At 73.8% G+C, this 20,963-nt stretch carries 15 protein-coding genes and 5 pseudogenes; 13 read left to right on the forward strand and 7 right to left on the reverse strand.

Features of this window, described 5'->3' with window-relative positions; translation table 11 throughout:
• Positions 1-61: 61 nt before the first annotated feature.
• The 4 genes and pseudogenes from WJ438_RS36275 to WJ438_RS36290 all read left to right on the forward strand — a co-directional run bounded on the left by WJ438_RS36275 (position 62) and on the right by WJ438_RS36290 (position 3,743).
• On the forward strand, positions 62-385 hold the full coding sequence (locus tag WJ438_RS36275; RefSeq protein WP_406728943.1) for a hypothetical protein: 324 nt from the start codon (positions 62-64) through the stop codon (positions 383-385).
• A gap of 117 nt (positions 386-502) precedes the next feature.
• Positions 503-1,036, forward strand: coding sequence for a DoxX family protein (locus WJ438_RS36280; RefSeq protein ID WP_406728944.1), 534 nt, complete (start codon positions 503-505; stop codon positions 1,034-1,036).
• Between the two features lie 117 nt (positions 1,037-1,153).
• Positions 1,154-1,716: pseudogene (locus WJ438_RS36285) on the forward strand (hemerythrin domain-containing protein).
• A gap of 785 nt (positions 1,717-2,501) precedes the next feature.
• Positions 2,502-3,743: an MFS transporter gene (locus tag WJ438_RS36290; protein WP_406729916.1), complete on the forward strand. Its 1,242-nt coding sequence runs from the start codon at positions 2,502-2,504 to the stop codon at positions 3,741-3,743.
• A 60-nt stretch (positions 3,744-3,803) separates the two neighbouring features.
• On the opposite strand, the gene WJ438_RS36295 is transcribed toward WJ438_RS36290, so the two are convergent.
• From WJ438_RS36295 to WJ438_RS36315, 5 genes and pseudogenes are all read right to left on the reverse strand, one after another.
• Positions 3,804-4,325: a hypothetical protein gene (locus tag WJ438_RS36295; RefSeq protein ID WP_406728945.1), complete on the reverse strand. Its 522-nt coding sequence runs from the start codon at positions 4,323-4,325 to the stop codon at positions 3,804-3,806.
• Positions 4,326-4,770: 445 nt separating this feature from the next.
• Entirely contained in the window at positions 4,771-6,123 is a 1,353-nt protein-coding gene (locus WJ438_RS36300; protein WP_406728946.1) for a trypsin-like serine protease, read from the reverse strand.
• Positions 6,124-6,794: 671 nt separating this feature from the next.
• Positions 6,795-7,557 (reverse strand): annotated as a pseudogene (locus tag WJ438_RS36305) (metallophosphoesterase).
• Positions 7,554-7,841 carry a hypothetical protein gene (locus tag WJ438_RS36310; RefSeq protein ID WP_406728947.1) on the reverse strand — a complete coding sequence of 96 codons (288 nt, stop codon included), beginning with the start codon at positions 7,839-7,841 and terminating at the stop codon, positions 7,554-7,556. Before WJ438_RS36310 ends, WJ438_RS36305 begins: the two are co-directional and overlap by 4 nt.
• Positions 7,838-8,590, reverse strand: coding sequence for a nucleotidyltransferase family protein (locus WJ438_RS36315; RefSeq protein ID WP_406728948.1), 753 nt, complete (start codon positions 8,588-8,590; stop codon positions 7,838-7,840). Before WJ438_RS36315 ends, WJ438_RS36310 begins: the two co-directional genes overlap by 4 nt.
• 278 nt (positions 8,591-8,868) lie before the next feature.
• Here WJ438_RS36315 and WJ438_RS36320 point away from each other — a divergent pair, with 278 nt between their 5' ends.
• The 7 genes and pseudogenes from WJ438_RS36320 to WJ438_RS36350 all read left to right on the forward strand — a co-directional run bounded on the left by WJ438_RS36320 (position 8,869) and on the right by WJ438_RS36350 (position 17,967).
• Positions 8,869-9,441: a hypothetical protein gene (locus WJ438_RS36320; RefSeq protein WP_406728949.1), complete on the forward strand. Its 573-nt coding sequence runs from the start codon at positions 8,869-8,871 to the stop codon at positions 9,439-9,441.
• Positions 9,442-9,465: 24 nt separating this feature from the next.
• Positions 9,466-13,815 carry a cation-translocating P-type ATPase gene (locus WJ438_RS36325; protein ID WP_406728950.1) on the forward strand — a complete coding sequence of 1,450 codons (4,350 nt, stop codon included), beginning with the start codon at positions 9,466-9,468 and terminating at the stop codon, positions 13,813-13,815.
• A 135-nt stretch (positions 13,816-13,950) separates the two neighbouring features.
• Positions 13,951-14,211: pseudogene (locus WJ438_RS36330) on the forward strand (alcohol dehydrogenase); the annotation flags it as partial.
• A 216-nt stretch (positions 14,212-14,427) separates the two neighbouring features.
• Complete coding sequence (locus WJ438_RS36335; RefSeq protein ID WP_406728951.1) at positions 14,428-15,033, forward strand: hypothetical protein; 606 nt, start codon at positions 14,428-14,430, stop codon at positions 15,031-15,033.
• 168 nt (positions 15,034-15,201) lie between these two features.
• A complete protein-coding gene (locus tag WJ438_RS36340; protein ID WP_406728952.1) occupies positions 15,202-16,932 on the forward strand; it encodes a SulP family inorganic anion transporter in 1,731 nt (576 codons plus the stop codon).
• A 67-nt stretch (positions 16,933-16,999) separates the two neighbouring features.
• Complete coding sequence (locus WJ438_RS36345) at positions 17,000-17,425, forward strand: ATP-binding protein (protein ID WP_406728953.1); 426 nt, start codon at positions 17,000-17,002, stop codon at positions 17,423-17,425.
• Positions 17,426-17,625: 200 nt separating this feature from the next.
• Positions 17,626-17,967, forward strand: a complete 342-nt coding sequence (locus WJ438_RS36350; RefSeq protein WP_406728954.1) for an ArsR/SmtB family transcription factor — start codon at positions 17,626-17,628, stop codon at positions 17,965-17,967.
• A gap of 63 nt (positions 17,968-18,030) precedes the next feature.
• Here the strand turns inward: WJ438_RS36350 and WJ438_RS36355 are convergent, their stop codons facing one another.
• Positions 18,031-18,690, reverse strand: a complete 660-nt coding sequence (locus WJ438_RS36355; protein WP_406728955.1) for a class I SAM-dependent methyltransferase — start codon at positions 18,688-18,690, stop codon at positions 18,031-18,033.
• 155 nt (positions 18,691-18,845) lie between these two features.
• On the opposite strand from WJ438_RS36355, the pseudogene WJ438_RS36360 reads away from it, so the two are divergent.
• A pseudogene (locus tag WJ438_RS36360) lies at positions 18,846-19,296 on the forward strand (flavodoxin family protein).
• 24 nt (positions 19,297-19,320) lie between these two features.
• Here WJ438_RS36360 and WJ438_RS36365 read toward each other — a convergent pair.
• The gene (locus WJ438_RS36365) at positions 19,321-20,388 is read right to left on the reverse strand and encodes a YihY/virulence factor BrkB family protein (RefSeq protein ID WP_406728956.1); all 1,068 of its coding nucleotides are present in this window, start codon (positions 20,386-20,388) and stop codon (positions 19,321-19,323) included.
• 222 nt (positions 20,389-20,610) lie between these two features.
• On the opposite strand from WJ438_RS36365, the pseudogene WJ438_RS36370 reads away from it, so the two are divergent.
• A pseudogene (locus WJ438_RS36370) lies at positions 20,611-20,952 on the forward strand (lytic polysaccharide monooxygenase); the annotation flags it as partial.
• Between the last annotated feature and the right edge of the window lie 11 nt (positions 20,953-20,963).

Genomic DNA, 20,963 nt, shown 5'->3' on the forward strand with positions numbered 1-20,963 from the left:
GGACGGTGAAAACGCGCTGCCCACCGATCGAACGGGCCGGTTCCGGGGGACCAATCGGGTCATGACAAGCGCATCGTTCCAACGCACCCTCACCCTGCCCGCCTCCGTGTGCGACCAGGCCGCCCAGCACCTGGAGCAGGCCGCGAAACGGACCGTCGACGGGGCCGGGATCCCGTTGAAGGCGTTCCGCACCGCCGCCGACAGCGACTACACCCTCCCGGTCTCCGTGGTGGAACAGGCCGCGGCCTGCCTGCTCGTCCTGGCCACCGAGACCGCCCAGACGGTACGGCCGTCGGCGCTGCGCGCCACCATCAGCGTCGCCCTGAGCCTGCGCGACGCCGCCCAGGCGGTCCACCAGCCCGCGCTCACGAACCGGTTCTGGTGAGACGGCATCCGCCCTCCCCGGAGCAGGTGTCGCCGAATGGTCCGTTCCCGCGGGGGAACCCGACGACCCGCACCACGGACCCCCACCGGCACCCCCGAGACCCACCAGGAGAAGGCCATGAGTCTGTTGCGCGCCGTCGGCCGCCCGATGCTGGCATCGATGTTCGTCGCGGGCGGTCTGGAAACAGTTCGCAACCCCAGGAACGTCGTCCCGGTCGCCGAGCCCGTCGTCCGGCCCGTCACCGAACGCGTCGCCGTGCTCCCGGACCGCACCGAGCAGGCCGTACGGCTCAACGGCGCCGTACAGGTCGTGGCCGGGCTGCTGCTGGCCGCCGGACGCGTCCCACGCCCGGCCGCGCTCGCGCTCGCGGCCACGCTCGTGCCCACGACGCTCGCCGGGCACCGTTTCTGGGAGGAGGACGACGCCTCCCAGCGTGTCCAGCAGCGCATCCACTTCCTCAAGAACCTGGCCATGCTCGGCGGTCTGCTGATCACCGTCGACGACACCGGAGCCGCCCCCTCGCTGCTGTGGCGCGGCCGTCACACGGCCCACGAACTGCGTCGCGATGCCCACCTGGTACGGCACGCCGCCCGGGCGGGAGCCCGCCCCGCCGCGGCGGTCGCTCGCGTCCGGGCCAAGCTGCCCGGTTGACCAGGGACCCGTGACAGCGCCGACGGGGGTCCCGAATCGCGTTAGCCCCTCGGAGCCCGGGGGACTCGAGGGTGAGTGGACCCGGCCGGGTGCCACCACGATCCGGAGGTGAAGGACATGGGACACGGAGGCAACGTCATCGACGAGCTGGTGACCGATCACCGGGAAGTCGAGGACATCTTCGGCAAGATCGACGCTTTGCCGCTCGGCCACAAGGACCGCAAGGTGTACGCAGACCAGGCGACGATCGAGCTCGTCCGGCACTCGGTGGCGGAGGAGGCTTATCTCTACCCGGCGGTGCGCGAGCACGTGGAGAACGGGAACACCCTGGCCGACAAGGAACTCGCGGACCACGCCAAGGCCGAGCAGCTCATGAAGGATCTGGAGAGCCGCGACGCGGGCGACGCCGAGTTCGACCGGCTCGTCGGCATGCTGATGAGCGAGATCCGCGAGCATATCGCCGACGAGGAGCAGAACCTGTTCCCCATGCTGCGCGCGTCCTGTTCCCGGAACAGCTCGACCAGCTCGGTGACAAGGTCCGGCAGGCCAAGAAGACGGCCCCGACCCGGCCGCACCCCGCCGCGCCGGACAAGCCCCCGGCCAACAAACTGTTGGCACCGGGCGCCGGCCTGGTCGACCGGCTCCGCGACGCGCTGAGCGGTCGCGGCAAGCTCGACTGACGCCGTCCGACGGTCCGACGCCGTCCGAGGGTCCGACGCGGTCGGGACATGCGGAGAGCACGGACACACAGGGACCCGCGGGAGGGGCCCGTCGACGCGAGACGCGACGGGCCCCTCCCGCGTCACGCCGCGCCCGCTACGTCACCGCGTCACCCCGCTACGGAAGCCACTGGTCGGCGGCGTGCCCCGTGGCCACCGCCGGACTGCGGCCGGAACCACCCGTGAGGGCGGCCGCACCGGCCGTCCGGCGGCAGCGCACCGTCGGCCGCGTCGTCGACGTACCACGGCGCGCACGGGCGGCTCCCGTCACCGGCCACGGTGACCGGCTCGCCCGCCCGAGTCGTCTTCATGCTCCGGCACCGGGTGCGCTCCGTCTCTTGACGGCGGTGACCGGGGTCCTTCGCGTGTGTCACCGCGGTCACCCCCGTCATCGTGCCGTCATCGCGCGCCCGGCCATTGTGATCAACCCCACTCGCTCCCCCAAGTTCCGGACGGTTCAGCGTGTTTGGTGCGTGCACGACCGCTCCGGGAGGCGCGCCGGAACCGACTCGGCCGTCCCTTCTGCCACGATGGTCCGCGCCTTGTCCCGGTGACGGGAGCCGCCGCGCAGCGCAGCCGGCGTTCCGCTTCCGTGCCCCTCCTGCTGAGTCCTCCGACTCGTCTTCGAGTAGCGCACTGTGTCTTCCTCGCCCAGCCCCGCCCTGCCCACCCCCGTGCCGGTCCCCGCCTCCGCGCCCGCCAAGCCCGAGTCGCACTCGCCGTGGCGGGCCCTGAGACACCGCAGCATGCGCTGGTGGTCCGTCGCGAACTTCGTGTCGAACGCCGGTACGTGGATGCAGCTCACGGTGCAGAACCTGCTCGTCCTCCAGATCACCGGGTCCGCCGCCGCGACCGGCCTGTCCATGTCCGTGCAGGCCGTTCCGGCCCTGCTGATGAGTCTTCTCGGCGGCGCGGCGGTCGACCGCTGGCCGCGCAAGTTCACGGCCGCCGTCAGCCAGGCCCTGCTCGGCGTGATCGCGTTCACCACGGCCGTCCTTGTGGCACTGGACCGGCTCGACATGACCTCGCTGATGGTGCTGGCCGCCGTGACCGGCGTCGTCGCCACCGTCGACAACCCGGCCTGCGCCCTGCTGGGCAACGATCTCGTCCCCGCCGAGGACGTGCCCTCGGCCATCGGGGTGGGCGCGCTGGTGCACAACTCCGGCCGGCTCGCGGGTGCCGCCCTGGCCGGAGTGACCGTCGGGTACCTCGGTACCTCCGCCGCGTACTTCGCCAACGGGCTCTCCTTCCTCTTCGTGACCGCGGTCATCCCGTTCCTGCGTCCGGCACCGGAAACCGCCCAGCGCGTGGCCGAGGAGCGCAGGCGCCCGGACCAGGAGATGACCGTGCGCGAGGGGCTGACCTTCTTCGCCGGCCGGCCGCGTCTGCTCGCGCTCGCCGGAGTCACCGGGATCAGCGCCGTCTTCGGCCGCAACTACGGGCTCACCCTGGCCGTCCTGGTCACCGGGCCGCTCGCGGGCGGCGCCGGGGCGTTCGGCACGGTCTCCACCGTCCTCGCCGTCGGCGGCATCCTCGGGGCGATCCTCGGTGCCCGGCTGCGCAGGCCGTCCGTACGGATCGTGGGCGCCCTCGCGGCGACGGGCGCCCTGCTGCAGGTGGTGGCGGGGCTGTCACCCTCGCTGGCCGTTCTCCTGGTGCTCGTGCTGCCCATGGCCGTCGTGGAGTCAGTCTCCGACACCGCCGGAACGGCCGTCCTGCAGACCGACCCGCCCGCCCATCTGCGCGGACGCGTGCTCGGGGTCTGGGGCAGCATCGGCACGGTGTGGAGCCTGGGCGGTCCGCCCGCACTCGGCCTCCTCATGGAGCTGGCCGGTCCGCGCGGCGCCCTGATCACCGGTGGGCTGATCATCGCCGGGGCGATCGGAGCGGGGCATCTGCTGCGGGGGCGCCGGACGGCCACACCGGTGGTGCTGCGGGCCGAGGAGGGCGATGTGACCGGCCGGGCCGCACTGGAGACGGCCGCCTGACCCGTCGACCTGTCCGGGCCGCGAGGGGCCCGGACAGCAGGGCGCGTACGGGGTTTGGCGTCAGGCGAGGAGCGTGTGGCCTGGGCGGAGACGGTCGAGCAGGTGGGAGCGGTGCAGTTCGGCCACGGGTGCCAGCAGGTCGGGGTGGCGCAGCAGCGCCGCTGCCCTCCGGTCGGTCTCGTCGGGTGCGAGCAGCCGCCGGAACTCGGCCGGCGTACCGGGGGTGTGAACTCCCCTGGCGAGCGCGGTCACCGCGCGGGAGGCTGTGCCCGGGTCGGCGAGCAGGCATGCCGCCCAGCTGGTCACGACCTCGTCCACCCAGGTGCGCCAGGCGTCCGTGTCGTCCGTGCCTGTGCTGTCCGCGCCGGTGACCCGGTCGAGCCGAGCCGAACCACCCGGGCCTGCCAGGCCGACCAGAGCGGCGTCCATCGTCGTCGGGTATCGGAGCCACGCGGCGGCCGTCACCGCCTGCCGCGCCTGCACCTCGCACAGGGCGGAGGCGAGCGCTCCGCCGGAGGCGGGGAAGGAACGGGTCAGCCACTGCGTGGTCGCCGCGATGACCGGGGAGAGATCTGCTTTCACTGCCGGGCCGTCCGAGCTGGTGGGGTCAGGGACATCTGCCCGGAAACGGTAACTTCCGGCACACCCGGTCGAACATGGCCCCGGTCTCCTTCGGGACGTGGCCTCGGCCACACCGGCCGGGGCCGCCCGCCCGGCCCGCGGTGTCCGAAGACCCCGGCAGGGCACCCGGCGGCCGTGGACGTACTCAGCCGCCCCTATCGGCCGCACGCTGCCGCTGCCGGCGCCCGACTGCGTCGCCGGACTGGTCGAACAGGAGGTCGACGCGACCCGGGACGGCGCCGTATCCGCGTGGGCCCGGCGTGCCCCGTCGCCCTATCGACGAGGTGAGCACGGTACTCACCCGCGGGGCCCACCGGTGGCCGCGGAGCACCGCGCACGCCCACGACCCGTTCGCGGCCACGAGGCAGCCACCGGCGCCGGACGGGCCGTACGGATCCCCCCACGGTCACACGCGCTGCCACAGGGCCGGGGTGCCGGCCGGTGCCCACGCGCCCTGGGCCTGGTGGGGCTGCAGACACTGGTAGCGCACGCCGTCGCGGGTCACCACGGCCCCGGCCTCGTACACCCGGCCCTCGGTCCACTCCTGGGCAGCCCCGTCCGGCGGGGCCGGTGTCGTGGCCTGGGTGGCGGTGGTGAGGACGAGGCCGAAGTCGCTGAGGATCGGGTTGACCGGCTGGTAGAACGTCGTGCCACCGCCGGTGCAGTTCCCGGAGCCGCCGGAGGTGACGCCCTGCGCCTGGACGCCCGCGACAAACGGCCCGCCGGAGTCGCCCGGCTCGGCACACACCGTGGTCCGGGTCAGCCCGTCGACCGTGCCCTCGGGGTAGCTGACGCTCGTGTCGTGTTGCTGGATCGTCCCGCAGTGCCATCCGGTGGTCGAACCGGACCGGCACACCGCGGCCCCGACGAGGGCCTGCGTCGAGCCGGTGACCTGCACCTCCTGACCGTCCTGCGCCTTGACGCCGGGCGTGGCCGTCCACTGGTCGTTGGTGTCCACCCACGCCATGTCCTTGCCGGGGAACGTCGAGGCCTGGAAGGTGCCCTGGGCGGTGCGGTCGTCACCGGTCGTCACCGCGCCGGGGTTGCCGCAATGGCCCGCGGTGACGAAGCCCTGCTGCCCACCCCGGGTGACGGAGAATCCGACGGAGCAGCGGGCGGTGTCGTTGATGTAGAAGGCGTCGCCGCCGGTGATGTCCGGCATCAGGCGCGGCCGGTCCGTCGTCGTGCGGATGCCGACGTGCGAGCTCCGGAGCCCCGCCGCCTCGACGAAGGCGGCGCCGGCCGCCTGGTTTCTCGCCTGCACCATGACGCGGTTCTTCGGCACGTCGACGTACCACACGGGCGTGTCCAGGGTCTTGACGCGGGTGGCCGCCGAGTCCAGTTTCTCCTTGGCCGCCACGAGCTCGGACAGCGTCCGCTGGACGACCGCGGCCGTCGCACCCTGGGCCTCGATGACGGAGACGTCCTTGGCGTCGACGGTCGCGACCGTGAGCTTCTCGGAGGCCGCGCCGTGCACCCAGGCGCCGGCGAACCGGTCGCCCAGGGCGATGCGCAGACGGCCCGCGCGGGTGCCCGCCTCCCCCTCGTTGGCCAGCCGTTCGGACGCCTGGGCCGGAGTCAGCTTCAGATCGCGCTGCAGGGCGCTGAGCAGCTGCGCCGACGGCCGGTCGGCGCCGGGCACGGGTCCTCCCACGGGCATGGGCCCGGCCGCCGCGACGGAGGGGATGCCGGTGAGGACGAGACCGCCGAGCGCGGCCAGGGCCACTCGGCGCGCGGTCCGGGCATGTCTGAGGACCATTCGGTACGTCTCCTTCGTTCCGGAGGTCGGCTGTCGCGGGCCCCGGGGCCCGTCCGGCGGTTCCCGCCGGGCCCGCGGGGTCCGCTGCCGCACCCCGCCGCGTTGCCGGGCACACCCGCGTACGGTCCCGTACGAGGACGACCCTCCGCCCTGCGATGCACGGCACCGGACCCCGCGGACCGATCCGACGTGGAACGCCGGACAGGACCTAGGTCTTGCCCGCGGCGCCCGACGCGATGTCAGGAGCGCGCCGGGTTCGCGCTTTGGTGAGGCGAACGCGCCATGTGCAGTACCAGGGCGCGACGGCAGTCACCGGGCGTGGTCAGGCGGGCCGCGGGCCGGACGAGCCCACCGCCGGCCACGGAGGTGCAGGTGAGCTCCGTGGCCGGCGGTGGCGGAGTCGGGGTCCCTTCTGAGCTGCGAGAAACACACTCGTTGCGGCAGCACGTTCCACAGGGCGGTCGAGGCCCCCGTCGATCAGCCGGCGCTCCTGGGCTTCCCCGGTCAGGCTGCGCGCCGGTCGTCCGGCTCGGGTCCGACCCGGGCGGCGCCCCGCGCGGACGGCCGCGGATCCGGGCCGGTGAGCGTGGTCCGCGCCCCGGGCAGGCGCAACGGGAAGCGCCGCCGGCGTGTGCCGACGGCGCTGGGACGAGCGGGGTGTGCGGCTGTGGTCAGCCGGACGCTTCGGTACCGGCTGACGTGCTCACGCGTTCTGGGACCGGCAGATGATAGACGTGGAAGGCGCGGCCGATGACCGGCTGGGCGACATTGCGCACCTTGACGCCTCCGCTGGTCATGCCGTGCTCCGTGCCGGCGTGCGCGTGCCCGTGCACGGCGAGGTCGGCGCCGGCCGTGTCGATCGCCTCGGCCAGCAGATAGCTGCCCAGGAACGGATAGAGCTCCAGCGGTTCCCCGGCCAGGGTCTCCGGCACGGGGGAGAAGTGGGTGAGCGCGATCCGGAGGTCGCAGCCCTCCGCGTCCAGCCGCTCCAAGGACGCCCGCAGACCGTCGGCGCACCGGCGCGAGTGCCGGACGAACTCCTTCATCACCGGCTCGCCGAACTCCCCGGCGCTGCGCCCGACGAACCCGCCCCCGAACCCCTTGGTGCCGGCCACCCCGACGCGCGTGCCACCACTGCGCACGACCGTCCCCTCGCCTTCCAGGACCCGGGCGCCGGCGTCCCGCAGGATGGCCGTGACCTCGTCCGGGCGGTCGTCGTGGTGGTCGTGGTTGCCGAGCACGGCGACCACCGGGACGGCGAGGCCCCGGATCTCGTCGGCCACCACGCGAGCCTCCCGGGGTGCCGTGCCGGGTGAGATCGCCCGCCAGCAGCAGCAGGTCGGCGCAGTCGGGCAGGGTGTCGAACGCGGGACGGAGCAGCCCCTGGCTGTCGGGCCCCATGTGGATGTCCCCGACAGCGGCGATCCGGATCATGCCAGCTCCTCCGCCCGGTCGGGCGACGACGTCTCGCTGACCACGACATCGCAGTGCACCGGAAGCCCGGCGAGCTCCTCGCGCACGAGGCGCAGGACCTCCTCGCGAGCGGGGGCCGAGGGAACGGTCCCCGTGACCAGCACGGCCTCGCCGCGGACCTCGAACCGCACGCCGAGTTCACCGAGCTCCCCGGCGGCGAGACGGTCCTGGAGATGGGCGACGCGGTACTCCCGGCTCTGCGCCGGGGGCACGCCCCCCGCCGGTTCGACGCCTTGGGTGCTCATGGGGATGCTCCTTCCGAGGGCTCACGGATGACGGTTTCCCCGGACGACGGGGTGTCCGGGAGGCGGGGCGCCCGGATGACGCCCAGGCGTTCCAGCAGGAAGAAGAAGGCGGCCGGCATGGGCGCGTCCCCGCAGTCGCGCCGCACCCGGTCCCAGTCGACCTTCTCGCGCAGGGCCCGGGCGATGGGCAGGACCGCGCCGAAGTCGACGTGGTGCTCGGAGAAGGCGGCGATCAGACTCCACAGCAGGTCGGTCGGCGCCAGGACGGGCATGCGCACCGACTCCACCGGGAGTTCCTCCGCCCGGTCGAGCATCTCCGTGGAGACGGGCCGGTGCGCCAGCTCGAAGATGATGTCGACGTCCTGGCCGAAACACGTCGCCTTGATCAGCCAGTCCTCCGGCGGCGTGTACACCGTCAGCCCGGCCGAGTCGAGTGTGGCGGCCACGGATTCGGCGTCCTCGGGGCGGACGCAGAAGTCGACGTCGTGCTGGAGGTTCCCGCTGCCGCCATGGGCGTGGACGGCGACGCTGCCGGCCAGTGCGAAACGGTGCCCGTTCCGTTTGAGTACCGCCCCGACCTGTTTGGCCGCCTCCAGGATGGCCTGGTTGCGGTCGCGCGGGAGCTCGGTGTTCTCCTCCCCGGCACGTGCCGTGCCGACCTTGGTCCGGCCGGGCGCGTCCGTGGCCGGACCAAGGCCGGTTGCCTCCGGTCGCCGGACGAGCGGGGCGCCGTCGCCGTTCTCCGTCATGACCTCTCCCCTCGCCCGACCGGACGATCCGCACGGCCGCAGCCCCACGCCCCTGCCCCGGGGACGGATCGGCCGCTGTGTGAGCACTGAGTACCCGGGGCACCCGGTCCGACACTGACGGAGGCACGAGGCGTAGGGACCGCTGTCCGGGCGGCGGGACGGCGACGGGAGCACCTCGGGCGAACAAGAAAAGCGCTCCGGCCACTCACGGCTGAATATGGGGCGCAAGGCAGGGAAACCGATGGGTGCCCCTGGGTGATGCGCTTGTGGAGGTCGTCATGAACCAGGACACGTCTCGTTCGTCGGATCTTCCGCAGCCCTTGCGGGCCATGGCGTCGGGCCTGCGGCATGTGCCGGGCGCGGAACAGGTGGGGAAGGCGGCCGACGGTGCGCTGGACGCGATCGGGGCGGTGTCCCCGCGCGGTCGCCGCATGGCCGTCTACGCCGGAGCCGGCGTGCTCGGTGTCGCCGGCGTCGTCGAGTGGCCGGTGGCGCTGACCGGTGCGGCCGTCGCCTGGCTCACCCAGCCGCGTCCGGCCCGGCGGCCGGACGCGGAGTCACCGAACGACGCAGCACCGTCCGACGAACACGGGGCGCACCGCTCGGTAACCGGAACGGAACCGGAGCCCGCGCCCGAACCGTCCGCCGACCAGGGTCCCGGCGACCGGCTGGCGCCCTTCCGCCACCAGCACGAACCGGCGGAACCCCACGTGCGCGAACAGCCCGCCAAGGTGGGTGACACCGCGACGGCGTCCGCGCTCAAGCAGGTCGCCGAAGCCACCGCGCACCACGAACCGCACACCGCCCACCATCCGGGCCGCAACGGCGCGCACGACCCGCAGACCGGCTGATCCAGGATTACGGGACACCCTCAGATGCTCACACGCTTCGACATCGCCCCCCTCGCCGGGGCCGTGGCGGGGGCCGCCGCAGGCGCCGCCCGCAACACCGCCCAGGGCATGACGTCCGTCCACGACACGACGCTCCGCCTCCGCAACGTCGCCCGCAACGCCCTGGGCGGCGGCCGGCACTGGCGGGCCGGACACCGCGTCCACCTGGCGCTGCGGCACCCCGACGGCGACGCCGCCCCGCTCGCCCGCGAAGTGGCCGGCGAACTCCTCGACCACCCCGACGTGCTGACGGCGTACTGGGACGAGGGACTGACCCGCCTCGTCGTGACGGCGGCAGAGGACGCGGCCGGCGACCGGGTGACCGAGCGGGCCGTCGCGCTCGCCGCACGCCTCGGACTGAGCGAGGACGCCGATCCGGAGGAGGACGAGACCCCCCACCCCGGCGACCCCCGCCAGGTACGGATCAGCGCCGCCGCGCTGCTGCTGGACGCCGCCGGCGCGGCCGGGGCCCTCGCCGGGCGCTCGCTGCGCCTGCCGCAGACCCCGAAAACGGTCACCGCCGCCGTCACGCTGATGCGTGAGAACCCCCGCTTCCGCGCCCTGCTGCGGCAGCGGTTCGGCGGTGGCGGCATGGAACTCGTCCTCGCCGCAGCCAACGCCGCCGCCCACGGAGCCGGCCAGTCCCCGATGTCCCTGGCCCTCGACGGGCTACTGCGGACCGGCCAGCTGACCGAGGCCGCGGCCCGGGCCGCGGCCTTCGAGGTGCTGCACGACGACATCTGCGTCGAGGAACGCACCAGCCTCCCCTGTCCCACGGACAGCCGTCCCCCGCTGCGGGTCACCCCCGCCCAGGCCTACGCGGCCAACGCCGGCACCGGCAGCGTCGCCGGCGCCGCCGCCGCCCTCCTCGTCACGCACGACACCCGGGAGGCCGCCGAAGCCGTCCTCGCCGGATCCCCCAAGGCGGCACGCTACGGCCCGGCCGCCTTCCAAGCGGTCCTCGGCACCTTCCTCGCCAGGTCCGGGATGCTCGTACGCAGTGGGGAGCGGCTGCGCCAGCTGGAGATCGCCGACTCCCTCGTCCTGCACGCCGACGCCCTGCGCAGTCGCCCGCCGGGCACCCCGGACGCCGACGGCGGGACCGCCGCGTTCGACGACCCGGTCGACCCGTTCGCCGAAGCCGTCCTCGACGCGGCCCGCCGGGCCGGGCTGTACGTCGTGATCACGGGTGGCTCCGACCTGAAGGACATCACCCGGCTCGCGGACGAGGCGGCCCCGGCGGACCTGCCGCTCGGCGATGTCGTACGGGCCCTGCAGAACGACGGGCACATCGTGGTGAGCGTCGCCCGTGTGGCCGAACGCGGTGACGGAGAGGTGGCGGACGGGCTGTCCGCCGGTGACGTGGCCGTCGCCCTCACCGACGCGCGGTCGGCGATCCCCTGGGGAGCCGACGTGCTCGCCCCGGGCGGAACGGCCGACGTGTGGCGACTGCTGACGGCCATTCCGGCGGCCCGCCGGGTCGGCCGCCGCTCGCAGACCCTGGCCCGCGCGGGCGCCGCCCTGTCGGGGCTCATGGTGGCCCGCGGCGGCACACCCGGCGGCCGCGCCTGGCGACGGCTCACCCGGCACGCCCCGGTGAACATCGCCGCGGCGGGCGCCCTGCTCTCCGGCTGGGCCGAGGCCGTCGGCGTGGCCCGCGCCACGCCGCCCGAGCCCCGGCTGCACGTGCCCTGGCACGCGCTCGAGCCGCACGAGGCGCGCGACCGGCTGAGCAGCTCCGCAACCGACGCCGAACCCCGGGGTCTCGCCCTGCTCGCCGAGCGGTCCCGCCGGCGGGCGGCCCGGCTCGCCCGTACCCCCGTGGCGGCCCCCGCCCGCTGGACCTGGCAGGCGGCCGGCGCCGTCCGCCGTGAACTCGACGACCCCCTTACGCCCGTCCTGGCCACCGGGGCGGTCGCCTCCGCCCTGCTCGGCTCGCTCGTCGACGCGCTGCTCGTCGTCGGCGCCATGGACCTCAACGCCGTGGCGGGCGGACTCCAGCGGCTGCGCGCGGAACAGGCGCTCGCCCGGCTGGCGGCCCGGCAGCAGCCCAAGGCGCGCCGGCAGGACACCCGCAGGCGCACGGTCACCGTCGACGCGGTCCGGCTACGGCCCGGCGACCGGATCAGCCTCGCCGCCGGCGATGTCGTACCGGCCGACGCACGACTGCTGGAGGCGGACGGGCTGGAGGTCGACGAGTCGGCGCTCACCGGTGAGTCCCTCCCCGTGACCAAGGGCGTCGACGCCACTCCCGGCGCGCCGGTGAGCGGACGGACCTGCATGGTCTTCGAGGGCACCACCGTCGTGGCCGGCCGGTCCGTCGCGCTGGTGGTGGACACCGGCGACCGTACCGAGGCGGGCCGCGCCGTCGCTCTCGCCGCCCGCACCCCACCGCCCGCCGGCGTCCAGGCGAGGCTGCAGGAACTGACCCGCAAGGCGCTGCCGGTGACCCTCAGCGGCGGCGCACTGGTGGCGGGGCTGTCGCTGCTGCGCGGCAGCCCGGTACGGCGGGCCGTCAGCGGCGGGGTCGCGGTGGCCGTCGCCGCCGTCCCCGAAGGACTGCCGCTCGTCGCGACCGTCGCCCAGATGGCGGCGGCCCGCCGTCTGTCCCGGCGCGGCGTCCTGGTACGCACGCCCCGCACCCTGGAGGCGCTCGGCCGGGTCGACACCGTCTGCTTCGACAAGACCGGCACCCTCACCGAGAACCGGCTGCGCCTGGTCCGGGTCGCCACCGCCGACGGCACCGTCCTCGCCCCGGACGCCGAGCCCGCCGTGCCGGTGGTACGGCTGGCCGCCCGCGCCTGCCCGCAGGTGGAGACGGGCCAGGGACGCCGGGTCGCGCACGCCACCGACGAGGCGGTTCTCGACGTCGCACCGCCCGACGAGGCCTGGGCGCCCAGTGGGGAGCTCGCCTTCGAGGCCAGCCGGGGCTATGCCGCGGCCGTCGGCCGGGACGACGGCGGCACCCTCCCGGACGCCGGTGATCTCCTCGTGGTCAAGGGCGCCCCCGAGACGATCCTCCCCGCCTGCCGCGACCTGCCCGACGACACGACCGGGACGGCCCACACCCTCGCGGGGCAGGGGCTGCGCGTCCTCGCCGTCGCCCGGCGGCCGTGCCGGGGCCCGGACGCCACCGCCGCACTCGAAGCCGACCTCGCGGATCTGGAGTTCGTCGGGCTGATCGCCCTGGCGGACGTCCCGCGCGACACCTCGCAGGCCCTCCTCACGGAGCTGCGCCGCTCCGGCATCCTGCCCGTCATGCTCACCGGCGACCACCCGGAGACCGCCCGCGCGATCGCCCTGCAACTGGGCTGGCCGGAGACGACCGAGGTGGTCACCGGTGACGAACTGGTCGCCATGGGCCGCCGCGACCGGGTCCGCGCCCTGCACGGCGCCGGAGTCGTCGCCAGGGTCGCGCCCGAGCAGAAACTCCATGTGGTGGAGGCGCTGCAACAGGCGGGCCGAGTGGTGGCCATGGCTGGCGACGGCGCCAACGACGCCGCGGCGATCCGCGCCGCCGACGTGGGCGTCGGCATCGAGGCCCGCGGCTCGGCCGCCGCCCGCAACGCCGCCGACCTCGTCCTCACCACCGGCGACCTGTCGGTCCTGGTCGACGCGGTCCGCGAGGGCCGCGCGCTGTGGCGCAGCGTCGCCGACGCGGTGAGCATCCTCATCGGCGGCAACGCGGGCGAGGTCGGCTTCAGCGTGCTGGGCACCCTGCTCGCCGGTTCCTCACCGCTGTCGACCCGTCAGCTGCTGCTGGTCAACCTGCTCACGGACATGTTCCCGGCGATGGCGGTGGCGGTGACCCCGAGCGACGATCCTTCGACGGCGGCCCATGCCGAAACCGGCCCGATGGGCCTCGACGTCCTCGGCGCCCCCCTGCTGCGCGCCATCCGGCGCCGGGGCGTGACCACCTGCCTCGGCGCGGTCACCGCGTACCTGATCGGCCGCCTCACCCCCGGCGGCAACCGCCGCTCCACCACCATGGCCCTGTGCGGCGTGGTCGGCGCCCAACTCGTGCAGACCCTCTCCGGCCGCCGGCACAGCCTGCTGGTGTGGACGACGGCCCTGGGCTCCGCCGCGGTGCTCGCCGCCCTCGTCCAGACCCCCGGCGTCAGCCACTTCTTCGGCTGCACCCCGCTGGGTCCCGTGGCGTTGGCGGGCGTGGCGCTGGCCATAGCCCTCTCGGCCCTCGCACCGCGCCTGGAACGCCTGGATACGGTCCGACGCCTGTACGAGCTGCTCTCCCGTCTCGCCCTGCGCCTGGGCGCCGAAGCCCAGCAGGCCCGGCACCTGCTGCACAGCGGCATCGCGCGGCCGGTGGCGGCGTAGGGGCTCCCGTTCGGACCCGCGGCGGGCCGCTCGAGCCGGAGCGGGCGCTCGTCCTGGACGGGACGCCCGCCGACCGGGACCACAGCGGCCCGAGCGGAACTTCTCGGGTGCGCTCAGACTGGAAGAGCACGGCGGCCCGCCAGGCTCCACCTCGAGGACCTGGGGAGCAAGGACGTCACCCTCACCACGGGGCTGGTCGACACCCGCTCCACCTCGACCCTGCTGCGGATGGCGGTGGCGGGCCGGCTGCTCGGCGGACGGCCGGTCGCTCACACCGTCCCGCTCGAACGCATGCAGGACGGGTACGACGTCTTCGGCGACGCCGCCGAGACCGGTGCGCTCAAGGTCCTCCTCGATGGACCGCAGCGCGAGGCCGTCCCGGCGCACACGGTCTGACGGGGCGGGCCGGCGGAGCGGCCGGCGGCCCGCCCGGGGCCGCCGGCCGCTCCCCGGCCGATCCGAACCCGGGACGGGGCCGTTCGGCCCATGCACCGAACGGCCCCGGTGGCGGACCCTGGAGAGGAGGCGCCGTGGCCCCGACGGACCGGCCGGTCCGGCACACCGGTGTGGCACGTCGTGGCCTCCGGCACCCGCGCGAGGAGGTGACGTCTCATGGCGCGGACGCATGGTGCGCGGCCCCGCAGGGTGTGGCTGTGGCGCTGGCGCAAGAACCCGCTGCGGCGCCGCAGCGATCTGATCGAAGCCTGGCTGCTGCTCGCCACCCTCGTCCTCGCCCTCCTGGCCGGGGCGTTCACGGGCCTGGAGGCGGCGGGGGCGGTGGACGGATCTCTCGCGGAGCGCCGCGCCCAGGCCCGCACCGTCCAGGCCGCACTGGTTGAGGACGCGGCACGGGCGCTGCCCGCGCCGGTGGCCGAGGAGGGGGACGGCAGCGGCCACGTGTGGGCCAAGGTCCGGTGGATCGCTCCCGACGGCACCCTCCGCACGGGCCGGGCGGAGGCAGAACCCGGGAGCAAGGCCGGCAGCGTGGTCACCGTGTGGACGGACGGCGCGGGGCGCATCGTCTCCGAACCGCCCAGTGGAGCGGACGCGCAGTTCCAGATCGTCATGGCGGGTCTCACGGTCGCCGCCGCGAGCGGGGGACTGGTCCTGCTCGGCGGACGGCTCGTCCGGGGGCGGCTCCAGCGGCGGCGCGCGGCGGCGTGGGAAGCCGAGTGGCAGCTGGTCGAGCCGACGTGGCGGAAGCGCATGACGGGTTGACGGACGCGCAGTCGGAGCGGAACACACACGAGATATGTGCGACATCCGTGACCTGCTCAATTGCAAAAATTAGCAATTGCCTACATCATTGACTGGTATGCCCGTCGTCGTGGCCCCCGGGGCACGCCGCACGACGGAGCGCCGTAGCCACCGGGAAGTCGAGGGGTTGTGTCGGTACCGTTGCTGCTCGCCGGGGTCTGGGCCCGGATCACGTCACTGCTGCCCGCCCGCGGCGACCTCGACCAGATGCGGCGCGATCCGCGCCGGGACCTGCTCGCCGGACTGACCGTCGCCGTCGTCGCACTGCCCCTCGCCCTCGGATTCGGCGTCTCCTCCGGGCTCGGCGCGGAGGCGGGGCTGGCCACCGCCGTGGTCGCCGGCGCGCTGGCCGCCGTGTTCGGCGGCTCCAACCTCCAGGTCTCCGGCCCGACCGGGGCGATGACCGTGGTACTCGTCCCCATCGTCGCCGACCACGGTGCGTCGGGCGTGCTCACGGTCGGGCTGATGGCGGGTGTGATCCTGGTCGCGCTGGCGCTGCTGCGGGCCGGAGGCAGCATGCGGTACGTGCCCGCGCCCGTGGTGGAGGGCTTCACGCTCGGCATCGCGTGCGTGATCGGACTGCAGCAGGTCCCGAACGCCCTCGGTGTTCCCATGCCCGAGGGCGACCGGGTGCTGGTGGTGGCCTGGCGGGCGTTCGAGGAGTTCGCGCGCACACCCAACTGGACCGCCGTCGCCCTGGCGCTCTCGGTGGCCGCCGTGATGCTGATCGGGGCGCGCCTGCGGCCGACCGTCCCGTTCTCCATCCTGGCCGTGATCGCGGCCACGCTCGTGGTTCAGGTCGCCGGGCTGGACTGGGTACGTCCCATCGGCGACCTGCCCTCCGGCCTGCCCGCCCCCTCGCTCGCCTTCGTCGATACCGGCGCACTGCCCGAACTGGTCGCACCCGCCCTGGCCGTGGCGGCGCTGGCCGCGCTGGAGTCGCTGCTGTCCGCCTCCGTGGCCGACGGCATGACCGTCGGCCAACGGCACGACCCGGACCGCGAACTGTTCGGCCAGGGCCTGGCGAACATCGCGTCGCCGCTCTTCGGCGGCGTCCCCGCGACCGGCGCGATCGCCCGCACCGCGGTCAACGTCCGCACCGGAGCCACCTCACGACTGGCCTCCCTCGCGCACGCGGCGGTCCTCGCCGGGATCGTCTTCGCGGCCGCCCCGCTGGTGTCGAAGATCCCGCTCGCCGCGCTGGCGGGCGTCCTCCTGGCCACCGCCGTCCGCATGGTCGAGGTCGGTTCGCTGCGCGCGATGGCCCGTGCCACCCGCTCCGACGGGCTGATCCTCGTCCTCACGGCCGTCGCCACCCTCGCCCTCGACCTCGTCCTCGCCGTGATCATCGGGCTGGCCGTCGCGGGCCTCCTCGCGCTGGGCGCCGTCGCCCGGCAGGCACACCTCGCCCCGCTCCCGCTCGACCAGGGCGACCACACGGAGGAGGAGCGCGAGCTGCTGGCCGAGCACATCGTCGCCTACCGCGTCGACGGCCCGCTGTTCTTCGCCGCCGCCCACCGCTTCCTGCTGGAACTGACCGAACTCGCCGACGTGCGCGTGGTCATCCTGCGCCTCTCCCACGTGAGCGTCATCGACGCCACCGGCGCCCTCGTACTCAAGGACGCGGTGGCGAAACTGCGGCGCCGCGGCATCCTCGTCATGGCCTCCGGCATCCGGCCCGACCACCGCCACGTCCTCGACTCCGTCGGCGCGCTGGAGTTGCTGCGGCACGAGGGCCGGGAATACGCCACGACGCCGGAAGCGATCTGCGCGGCCCGCGCCCACCTGGAGCTCACCGGCGTCCTGCCTGCGCCCCGGACCCCGCAGCCGGCCGCCGCGCCCACCCGGGAGGCGCCGTGAACCGCAGGCGTCCCGCGCCGTCCGCGCCGTGCGTCAGGCCCGGCCGCCCGTACCGTACGGAGTGCCGATGACCCCCAGACCGGGTGTGCTGCCCCACCGGCACGTGCTCACCCTTCCCACCGAGCCCGCCGCCGTTCGCCTCGCCCGCCAGACCGCCGAACAGGCCCTGACCGACTGGGGGATCGGCCGGCACCACCCCGCGGTCGGTCCGGCGCTGCTCATCCTGAGCGAACTGGTCACCAACAGCGTGCGCCACGCCGCCGCGGTCTCCCCGCAGACGACCGTGGTCTACGCGGCGAGTCCCGACTGCCTGGTGTTCGCCGTGCACGACCGGCACCCGCACCGGCCGCCGCTGTCCGGACCGGACGCGGGCAGCGGGACAGGGGGCCTGGCCACCGTCGTGGAACTCACCCACGAACTGGGCGGCACGGCGGTGGTGAGGGGCGATGCCGACGGCCGGGGAAAGAGCGTCTGGATCACCCTGCCCCTGTGATCCCGGAAGGACCGCGAGCGGGACGCCGATTAGGTAGGGCCGGGACAGGTAGGGCCGACCCGGCCACCGGAACACAGGGATGTATGAAGTTGCTAATGTCGGAAAACGTCGAGGTCGGGTGCCGACGAGGCACAGGCGGGGCGAGGGACCTTGGACCGGACGACGGGACCGGGGCGGCGCGCCGGAAAGGGGACGGCACGATGACCATGCCGCTGTACCAGCTGAAGGCCGAGTTCTTCAAGACCCTGGGCCATCCCGCCCGCATCCGGGTCCTGGAACTCCTCAGCGAGCGCGAGCACGCCGTCGCGGAGATGCTGCCCCAGGTGGGCATCGAACCGGCTCACCTCTCCCAGCAACTGGCGGTGCTGCGCCGGGCGAACCTCGTGGTCAGCCGCAAGGAGGGCTCGACCGTGTACTACTCGCTGACCAGCCCGCACGTGGCGGAACTGCTCCGGGTGGCCCGCACCATCCTGTCCGGAGTGCTGGCCGGCCAGGCCGAGCTGCTCGCCAACCTCAGGGGCGAGAGGAAGCCGCTCCCGTAGCGCGGCCAAGGTCCCGCGGTGCGGGCCGCCCTCGGCGGCACCACCCTGTTCCGCGGGCCGGCGTCAGCGCGCCGGGGCCGCCTCCTCGCCCTCGTGACGGCCGTGCAGGAAGAGCTGGGGCTCCGGCGTGGCGTCGGGGTGGGCCGGGACGAACATCACGCTCTCCTCCGACAGCACGCTCAGCCCCGCCTCGCGTACCAGCGCGGTCACGTTCTGGGCGGCGAAGCTGGTGACCCGCACGTCCTGCCCCATGAAGACACCGTCGAAACCCTCGACGTCCAGGGGTACGGTGGCCAGCGCGAACAGGCCGCCGGGGCGCAGAGCCAGGGTCAGCCGCCGCACCAGGTCCGCCTGCTCCGCCCGGGACATCTGGAGCAGGGCGAAGTACACGCAGACGGCATCGAACGAGCCGTCCTCGAGCGGCAGATCGCGGACATCAACGCAGCGGAACTCGGCCTCGGGCACCTGCCGGGACGCGATCTCCACCATCACCGGCGACACATCGACGCCCAGCACCCGGTGACCGGCCGCGGCGAGCGTGGCGGCCGTGGGCCGGCCCGTCCCGCTGCCCACGTCCAGCACCCGGCTGCCGGGCGGGAGCCGTTCGACCAGCCACGCCAGCGAGGCCCGGTGCGTTTCGGAGGCGGCGAACGCCTTCTCGTAGTCGCTGCCCAGCGCGTCGAACACCGCGGCTGCGGGCGAACTGCGATTTCCGTCGACCAAGACGCACCCCGTCTCCGCGTATCGATGCCGGGCATCGTGCCATCCCCGAGCCGCCCTCACAACCGTCCCCGCTCCTGCCGCTCCTCCCTCCGGCGCTCCTCGCCGCACGTCGAACCGGCTTGCGGAGGTCCCGGCAGGCACGGCAGGCTCGGGGTGTGCCGACTCTGCTGATCGTCCATCACACGCCCTCGCCCAACTGCCAGGCGATGCTCGAAGCGGTCCTCTCCGGGGCCGGCGCCCGGAGATCGAGGGCGTCCGGGTCGTCCGGCGGGCGGCGCTCTCCGCCACGGCCGGCGACGTCCTGGACGCCGACGGCTATCTGCTCGGCACCCCGGCGAACCTCGGTTACATGTCAGGGGCGCTCAAGCACTTCTTCGACCAGGTCTACTACCCGTGCCTCGACACCACTCGGGCCGGCCGTTCGGTTACTACGTGCACGGCGGCAGCGACGTCACCGGGGCGGTGCGGGGCATCGAGTCCCTCACGAAGGGCCTCGGCTGGCAGCGCTCCGCGGACGCGGTGATCGTCACCGGCGAACCCGACAAGGCCGCCGTCGAGCGGTGCTGGGAACTGGGCGCCACGCTCGCCGCCGGGCTGATGGACTGATCGGTCCGGACCACGGCGGCAAGATCAGGTCCCTCCGTCCATCCGGCGCCGGTCCTGCTCGTCCCAGGCGCGGGTGTCCCGGGGCTGGGTGTACGGCTCCGCCTCCGGCGGATGACCACCGGCGATGGCCCGCTGCCGGGCGATCTCCGCGTCGAACTCCAGGCCCAGCAGAATCGCCAGGTTGGTGATCCACAGCCAGACCAGGAAGACGATGACACCGGCCATCGTGCCGTACGTCTTGTTGTACGAGGCGAAGTTGGCGACGTAGAAAGCGAATCCGCCGGAGGCGGCCAGCCAGATCAGCAGGGCCAGGAAGCTGCCGGGGGTGATCCACCTGAACCCCCTGATCCTGGCGTTCGGCGCGCCCCAGTACAGCAGCGCGATCATGATCGTCACCAGGACGACCAGCACCGGCCACTTGGCGATCGACCACACCGTCAGCGCGGCGTCCCCGACACCGAGGGTGCCGCCCACCTGACGGGCCAGACCCCCGGTGAAGACGACGATGAGCGCACTGACCACGGCCAGCACCATCAGCACGACCGTCATCCCGAGCCGTACCGGCAGCACCTTCCACATCGGGCGCCCCTCGGGCATGTCGTAGACCGCGTTGGCCGAGCGGATGAAGGCCGCCACGTAGCCCGACGCCGACCACAGGGCCAGCACGAGACCGCCGATCGCCATGACCGAGCCGATACCCGCGTTGCCCTGCAGTTGCTCGACGGCCCGGGTGATGATGTCGCGGGCCGCCCCGGGGGCGAGGTTCTGGACGTTCTCCATCACCTTGTCCGTGGTCGAGCGGCCCGTGATGCCCAGCAGTGACACCAGCACCAGCAGTGCCGGGAACAGCGCCAGCACGCCGTAGTACGTGAGTGCGGCGGCCCGGTCGGTCAGCTCGTCCTCCTTGAACTCGCGCGACGCGGCCTTCAGCGCGGTACCCCAGGCCCCCTTCGGGAGTCCGGTCGGCGCGTCCGGTGCCGCCCGCTCCACCTCGTCACTCGGCCCTGGTTCCACCGCCTCCCGGCCTGAGTGCTCCGGGTCCGGGGTGCCACCGTCGGACCGCCTGTTGCGTCCCGGGACATTCAGTTTCATGGCTTTCGGGTAACCACGGAACGGGGAGTCACTCCGCGCACGAGCGGAACAAGGTTGTGAGAGCGCTCCCATGAGTGGAGGGTGCGGACGTGATCTCGTCTCCCGTGATTCGTCCGTACCGCCGTGAGGACCGGCCGGCCCTCGACGGCATCCGCATCCGCACCGCGCACAACGGTCAGGACAGCCGCCCCCACTACCGCGACCCCGGCATCCTTGGGTGCCCGGCAGGCGACGGACGTGGACAGCGACTTCATCGTTCAGTTGCACGACCAGGTCAGCCACGGCGCGGACCACTTCCTCGGCTACGTCACCCGGCAGGGCTTCGACCCCACCACCCAGGCCTTGACGTGGGACGGCCTCCCACTGGTCACCACCACTGGCAGTTACGGCACGGATCAGAACTGCTCGATATCGGTGAGTACCTCCGGCTTCAGCGGCCGTCATCTGATCCCTCCGTGGATACGTGGATACTCCGTCCTTCAGGGCGGAGTGGAATATGGACTCCTGTGGAGCAGGGCAGAGGGCTGCGATGCGCCGTCAGGGTGGCGGGCCGTAGCGCTCTGACCCGCAGGTTT

The organism is Streptomyces sp. GD-15H (assembly GCF_045291515.1).
Classification (GTDB): Bacteria; Actinomycetota; Actinomycetes; order Streptomycetales; family Streptomycetaceae; genus Streptomyces.